Raw genomic sequence first — 7,254 nt, 5'->3', positions numbered from 1 at the left:
ATCTGCTCCGGCAAATGAGCCGCGGGCCATTTATAGTCGAGGCAGAGCCCGACCGGCCAAAACGCCATTCGTAGATAATGCAGGATCACCCCCGGCTCCGTCGCGGCATACGAGAGAGCCGCGAACTTCGAGTCGTCCGTGTTTCCGAAGCTTCCAAAGCCCGTCGTACCGGAATGAAATCCTGTCGAGAGCAGGCACCAAACGGTGACTCCCCAAGTCGCGCAGAGCGCCAAATACAATCCCCATCGCTGACGCAAGGCTCCGCCGAACGAGCCGCCCAAAAATGTGCGGTCGTAGAGCAGCACGACGACGGGCGCCGTGGCCATGACCTCTTTGGTCGCCATGCCCAGCAGACAGGTTGTGATCGCCGCCAGATACCAGCGGATGGGCCGCGGCGATCCAGCGCCGCGAATGACGCCATAGAGCGTCAACAGATAGAACAAGCTGACGAGCGCCTCGGTGCGCTGAATCACGTAGCTCACCGCGGCCGTGGTGAGCGGATGGACGACCCACACCAGCGCGACGGCCAGGGCCAACGGCGTGGCCGCCCGGGCAAACCGTTGGCCCACGGCCGGCAGCTTGAGCGTTCTTCGCACAATGCCGAACAGCGTCAAGGCCGCCAGAATATGGATGCCCAAATTGACGGCGTGATAGCTCCGAACGTCCGTTCCGGCGAACGCATAGTTGATCGCGAGCGTGAGATTGACGACCGGTCTTCCGCTCTTGAAATTCGGGTTCGAGGGAAACAGCACCTCGCACGGCGACCAGAGGTTGCGAATCGTCGGATTCATGACGATCCAGGGGAGGTCGTCGAAGATGAAGTCGCCTTCGAAGCTGTTGGAATAAACGGCCAGCGCCGCCAGCGCGATGATCCCCGCCGCCAGCCAAGTCGTTCGCCGCGTCATTGGGCCGTCTCATGATACGGCTGGCCGGCCCGATAGAGCTTGAGTCGATCGGTCAACTGGTCGACAAGCGCACTCTTGTCCTGGAGCCTCGCAAGTTCCTTAGCTTGCTCGCCGGATTCCACAGCTTTGGGAAATTCTCCTGCCTCGGCATAAGCGGCCGCCAAGATGGCGAGCATCTCCGGATCGCGGCTATCGGTCAGCTCAACGGCATGCCGGGCCAGTTGCACTGCCTCCTTGCCATTGCGAGCCGCGGCATCCGGACTGATTGCTAGAAGCAGGGCCAACTGCCCGAGATACGCGACTTGATTCGGCTTCAGCCGAACCGCAGCCCGCCACTGCGTTTCCGTCTCGGCAGCCAGGCCTTGCCTGTAATAGATCATGCCGGCGTTGTAATGGGCGTCGGCATTTTCGGAATCGAATTCAACCGCCTTCAGGAAATGCTCGAGGGCTTCTTTCAACTTCTCCTGCCGGGCCAGAAGGACTGCCAAGCCGTTGTGGGCTGCCGAATACTTGGGTTCGATCTCGATCGCCGCTCGGTACTGCTCGACCGCGTCGTCGGTCTTATCGAGCGCCAGGAAACATCCAGCCAAGTCGAAGTGCGCGGCGGCGTTTCGTGGATCGAGATTGAGGGCCGTGCGATAGCGCACGATCGCCTGCCGGATGCTTCCCTGCTGGACCAGCAACTTGGCGGCACGGAGTTGCATTGGCGCGTCGTTGGAATTAGTTTCGAGGAGCTTGTCGTATTGCTCCAGCGCCTCGTCGAGCCTTCCGCGGAGCGCGAGCGCCGACGCGAGGTTGATCCGCGCCGGTTCGAGATTGGGGTCGATTTCTAGGACCGTCCTATAGTCGGCAATGGCCTTGTCGGTTTGGTGATTCTTATCGTAGAGTTGGGCAAGACCAAAGCGGGCGCTCACGTCGCGCGGCCGCCGCCGCAAGTCTTTCTCCAAGTAGCCGATGGCTTCGTCGAAGTTTCCGCGGCGCGCCAAGGCCGCGCCCAGATTGTATTCGACGTCGACAAACTTCGGATCGAGTTCAATCGCCCTGCGATAATGGGTGATCGCCTCATCGAGCTTCCCCTTGGCTGCCAGTCCGCTGGCGAGATTGTTGTGCGCCAGCGCGTAGTCGGGCTTGAACGCCAACGCCGCCTCGGCCTGCTTGATGGCGTCGTCGAATTTGTCACGCTTGAGGAACAAGTCGGCCAGATTATTATGCGTCTCGGGATTCTCGGGATCGAGCTTCAGGGCCTCCTGATAATGGGCGATCGCGTCGTCGATTTTTCCTTTCTTGGCCAGCGCTAGTCCCAAGTTGTATTGGGCCTTCGCGGATTGGGGCGTCAGCTTCAAAGACTGCTCGTAATGATCGATGGCCTCATCGATCTTGCCCCGATCGGCGGCCAGATTGCCCAGATTCAATTGAACTTGCGAGTCCTTCGGATTCAGTTGCTCCGCTTTTGCGAATAGCGCGATTGCATTGGATTTGTCTTGAGCCGACAATGCAGCGTAGCCAAGGCTGGCATACGCGCGCCAGTTGTCGGGATATTTGGCAAGGACGTCCCGCCAAATCGCTTCCTCGGAGCGATAGTCTTTGTTGCGAACGAATGTGCCCCAGCCGAGAGCCACGGTCGCGATCGCCACCAATCCAGCCGGCAAGCCGACACGAATCAACCAATCCGCTAGCCCTGGTTCTTCGGCCCGCGGCGCCAGCCGATCCCAGAGCGCATACGCCCCGATGACCACCAGCGACACCAGCGCCGCCAGCGGCAAAAACATGCGATGATCGAAGGCCGCGTCCTTGATCGGGATGATACTCGAGGTGGGAACGAGAATCAAGAAAAACGCGGCCCCCAGAAACCCCAGAGCCGATCGCTTGATCAATCCCACGACGGTCAGGCCGAGCAAGGCGATGATGATCGTTCCCGGAACGGCGACCTGTGCGATCGACTCGGCCGGACGCCAATTGTAATCGAGCGACAACCCCGCCGGCCAAAATGCCGTCTGCAAGTAATGGAGGATTACGCCTGGCTGCGTGAGCAAATACGACTGAGGCGAAAACGTATCGACGCCCGGGCCGGTCGTGCCGCCGTGAAAGTCGGTCATCCAGAGCATCAACAGTCCGAACGACCAGGTTGCCGCCATGCTCGCATACAGGCCGCGACGTCGCGCAAGCGCCTTTCGCACGGATCCGCTTAGGAACATCCAGTCGTATAGCAGCACCAACAGTGGCGCCGTGAACATCACTTCTTTCGTCACCATTCCAAGCAAGCAAGCCGCCACTGCGCCGGCATACCACAGAGATCTCCGAACGGATCGGCTTTCCATCGCCGTCGCGCCGCGGATCACGCAATAGAGCGTCAGGAGATAGAATAGGCCCATCAGCGATTCAGTGCGCTGGATGATGTAGGTTACGGCAGCCGTTTGGAGCGGATGAACGGCCCAAACTAGCGCGACCGCCAGAGCCAGAGGCGTTGCTGCTGAACCAAATCGCTCGCGCAGCTTGGGCAATAGCAGAGTGCGGCGAACGATCCCGAACAGCACCAGCGCGGCCAGCGCGTGGATGCAGAGATTGACGATATGGTAACCGACAGGATCGGTACCGCCCAAAGCATGGTTCAGCGCGAGCGTTAGACTGACGACGGGCCGCCCGCCGACCGCGGCGGCATTTCGAGGCAGCAGGATATCGCCGATTGACGAAAGCTGCTGGATGCTCGAGTTCTCGAGAATCCAGGCCCGATCGTCGAACACCATCGCGCCGGAGAAGCTATTGCAATAGGCAGCGGCGACCGCCGCCACGATGACCGCCGCCGAGAGCAGAACCGGCCAGCCGACGGGCGCCGGCGGCGCTTCAGCGACTGTGGCCGGAGAGGACTGGCGCGGCGAATCGGCGGGAGGTGCGCCGGGCATCGAAACGGACATGGAGATTCGAGTCTAGAGATAAGATTTGGCGGTCGGCCCTTCCATTCCACGTTAGCATGGCGGCCCCAGAATGCCAAATGGGGCGGAAACGCTGCTCGGACTATCGCGTTTCCACGTTTCGCTTTGCGCTCACGTCGCTGCTAGCGAGCGGCGAGCGATCAGCGCATCGAGTTCGGCCCGCAACCGATTGAGAATCTGGTCATAAGGATACGCCCCCAAGTCCTCGCTGCCGCGCTTGAGATTGACCAGATTCGGCCCGCACCACAGTCCCAAGTCGGCGTCGTCCGTCTCGCCCGGGCCATTCACGCGGCACCCCATCACGGCGATCGTGATCGCGTGCTGCTCGGCGTACCGGGTCATTTCCTTGACCTGCCCGGCCAGTTCGATGAACGCTTCGTTTTCCACGCGCGAGCAGCTCGGGCAACTGATGATGTTGAGCGTCTTGAGTCCGAAATCGACGAAGCTTCGCACACGGCCGGCCGCGATGTCGGCCAGAATCTGCCGCCCGGCCGCGATCTCCTCGCGTTTGCGGGCATTGGGCACGGTGAGGGAAACGCGGATCGTGTCGCCGATCCCGCGGCTGATGAGCTGCTCGAACGCGATCCGGGTCTTGATGACGCCATCGGGCGGCAGGCCGGCTTCGGTGACGCCCAGGTGCAGTGGCACATCCGGCCGCTCGGCGGCGAAGCGGCGATTGATCTCGATCACTTGCGCCGGATCGGAGTCCTTGAGTGAGACGCAGTAGCGAGTGAAATTCAGTCGGTCGAGCAGGTCGCAATGTTCCCAGGCGCTGGCCAGCATCGGCGCCAGCGGATCGGCGGCTGCGCCTTGCTCCTTCTTCGCCGGATCGACGCTTCCGCAATTCACGCCGACTCGGATGGCGCAATCGTGCTCGCCGGCCACGGCTACGATAAAACGCACCTTGTCCTGCCAAGGTTTACTTCGCTCGTGATGGTAAAGATGCCCCGGGTTGTAGCGGATTTTGTCAACGTGCGGCGCCACTTCGCTGGCCAGGCGATAATTCTCTTGCAGATCGACAGCCAGATTCGCGGAGGTCCGCGCGCGGATTTCCGCCAGCGCCTCGGCATCTCGGCGACTGTCGACGGCGATCCGCACGATGTCTGCCCCGGCCGCCTCAAGATCGTTTACCTGAGCGGCGGTGGCGGCAACGTCTTGCGTCGCCGTGGCGGTCATGCTCTGAATCGCAATCGGCTGCCCGCCACCGATCGTGCAGGAGCCGATTCGCACGGACCGAGTTGGATTTCGAGGCAATTCCATGTCGAGTCCTCTTCGTCGGGGACACTTCGCGCCAATCGCATTACCCAATCTTAAACCCGTTGGATGCTGCGGAACATAACCATATCCCTCGCCGACAGAGCATAGGGCGGCATCACGGGTGGGCCACAAATCCAGTCTTGACGCCTGCCTCAAATCCAGCATGACGATAGAATCGCAACGTGCCATCATCCTTGCGTCCGGTCAGCAGCATCACTTTATAGCAGCCCTGCTCCCAAGCGAACGCGAGCGATGCCTGCAAGATCCGCGTGCCGATGCCGCGACGACGAAAATCGGGGTGCGTTACAACATTCTCGACCAAGCCATACGGTCGGGCGCCACGCGTGAGATTTGGAACGATGGCCAACGTGCAGGTGGACACAATCTCACCATCCACCTCGGCGACGAAATAGTGCAACAGGGGATTGGCAACAATCCGATGCCATAGCTGCTCCACGTCCGCAGTAACGGTCAGCTCCGGATCGGCGGGATGCAGATACCGGTAAAGGCTCAACAAAATCGAAAGCTCATCTTCACGAATCTTGCGGATCACCGGCGAACTCTAGGTAGTGCGATGCTATCTAACTTGTTACTTGTCACTCTTCCCCGGCCTCCGGCCTCTTGCCGCTGGATCTTCACCGGCCGCCCTGTCTTCGCCGCTTTATAGATCGCCACGATGATCTCGACCGACCGCCGGCTTTCCTGCGCGTCGACCAGCGGCGCCCGCTCGCGGCGGATCGCGTCCAGCACGTCGGCGAATTGGCGGGCGTGGCCGTGGTGACCGATTGCTTTCGGATCACTTGCCCCGCCGCCGGTGCTGTGCTGCTGTTGCATCCGCTGACGGATCGCGTCGTCGCGGCGCTGCTTCTTGGCAAAATCCCAAATCTTGATGTCTTCCTCTTCGAGCACCGCGGTCCCCTCCGAGCCATGAATCTCGATCCGCTTGAGATAGCCCGGATAAACGGCCGTGCTGGCTTCGATCACCCCCAGCGCGCCGTTGGCGAAGCGGAGCGTGGCGACGGCCGTATCTTCGACTTCGATCCGCTCGTGGGCGAGCGTGGCCGTCTCGGCTCGCACCTCGACGACCGGTCCCATCAGCCAGGTCAAGAGATCGACGCTGTGGATCGCCTGGTTCATGAGCGCCCCTCCGCCGTCGAGCGCCCAGGTGCCGCGCCAGGCGCCGCTGTCGTAATACGCTTGAGTGCGATACCATTTCACGTAGGCGTCACCCAGGGCCAAGCGGCCAAAACGACCCGAATTAACGGCGCGCTTGAGTTCGCGGCTGGCGTCGTGAAATCGCGACGGGAAAACCGTCGAAAGCAAAACGCCGCTCTCCTCGCAGGCCCGAATGATGGCGTCGCACCGCGGCAGCGTCACTTCGAGCGGCTTCTCGACGATGACGTGTTTCCCGGCCCGTGCGGCGGCAACGGCTGGCTCGCGATGCGCTCCGCTAGGAGTGCCGACCGTAACGAGATTGACATCCGGATCGGCCAGCATTTCGTCGAGCTTGTAATAGGGCCGGCAGCCGGTTTCGCCTGCAAACCGATCGACGCTCTGCGGCATGACGTCGAAGCAAGCCACGAGCTTCGCGCCGCGGACGTCGGCGATCGCCGCGGCATGAAACCGGGCGATCATTCCACAGCCAATGATTCCAAATCCGAATGACATCGTCGATGAAGTATGAAATACGAAGTACGAAGTGCGAATCAAACGTTTAGCCGCGACCCGACAGGGGAGCGCGCACCGATCTTATTTCGACGGATTTGTCACCAGATACCAAAGCGTCGCCATGCTCGTCGCGTTCAAAAGCAGGTGAGCGACGAGCGACGGCCATATTCGATGCGTGCGTTGATAAACATAACCTAAACCCAGCGCAAAGAAAAACAGCGGGAACGACGACATTCCATACGTCCAGTGCATTAGCGCGAATATCGTGGACGTCGCGATGATGGGCCAGAGGGTGGGTCCGCTGGCCGCAGTCAATTCAGCGTCGGAAGCGGCTGATAGAACCGAGCCAATCGTTGAAGGATTGGAGATCTTGTCGCGGGATCGATCAGCGGAGTCAACTTTCGGTTGGCCGGGAACCGCGCTCTGACTAGCAGCCGATCGCGCGGCCCATTCGATAAGCCGTCGCTTTGCCTCGACCGCTTCAAAACAGCCCT

6 protein-coding genes are annotated in these 7,254 nt (G+C 61.0%); all 6 read right to left on the bottom strand.

Features of this window, described 5'->3' with window-relative positions; translation table 11 throughout:
• Positions 1-905: hypothetical protein (locus VGY55_09525; protein ID HEV2970218.1), on the bottom strand; the 905-nt coding region annotated here is incomplete at its 3' end.
• Positions 902-3,817 (bottom strand): tetratricopeptide repeat protein, encoded by a 2,916-nt coding sequence (locus VGY55_09520; protein ID HEV2970217.1) that lies wholly within the window; start codon positions 3,815-3,817, stop codon positions 902-904. The genes VGY55_09520 and VGY55_09525, both read right to left, overlap by 4 nt.
• 129 nt (positions 3,818-3,946) lie before the next feature.
• A complete protein-coding gene (locus VGY55_09515; GenBank protein HEV2970216.1) occupies positions 3,947-5,095 on the bottom strand; it encodes a flavodoxin/ferredoxin-dependent (E)-4-hydroxy-3-methylbut-2-enyl-diphosphate synthase in 1,149 nt (382 codons plus the stop codon).
• A gap of 112 nt (positions 5,096-5,207) precedes the next feature.
• A complete protein-coding gene (locus VGY55_09510; protein ID HEV2970215.1) occupies positions 5,208-5,645 on the bottom strand; it encodes a GNAT family N-acetyltransferase in 438 nt (145 codons plus the stop codon).
• Positions 5,642-6,760: a Gfo/Idh/MocA family oxidoreductase gene (locus VGY55_09505; GenBank protein HEV2970214.1), complete on the bottom strand. Its 1,119-nt coding sequence runs from the start codon at positions 6,758-6,760 to the stop codon at positions 5,642-5,644. Before VGY55_09505 ends, VGY55_09510 begins: the two co-directional genes overlap by 4 nt.
• 81 nt (positions 6,761-6,841) lie before the next feature.
• Positions 6,842-7,254, bottom strand: a 413-nt coding sequence (locus VGY55_09500; GenBank protein ID HEV2970213.1) for a CPBP family intramembrane glutamic endopeptidase, incomplete at its 5' end; no start/stop codon positions are given.

This window comes from Pirellulales bacterium (assembly GCA_035939775.1).
Lineage (GTDB): Bacteria > Planctomycetota > Planctomycetia > Pirellulales > DATAWG01 > DASZFO01.
The sequence above is the reverse complement of the archived record's forward strand: the minus strand, read 5'-3'. Positions and strand labels throughout refer to the sequence as shown.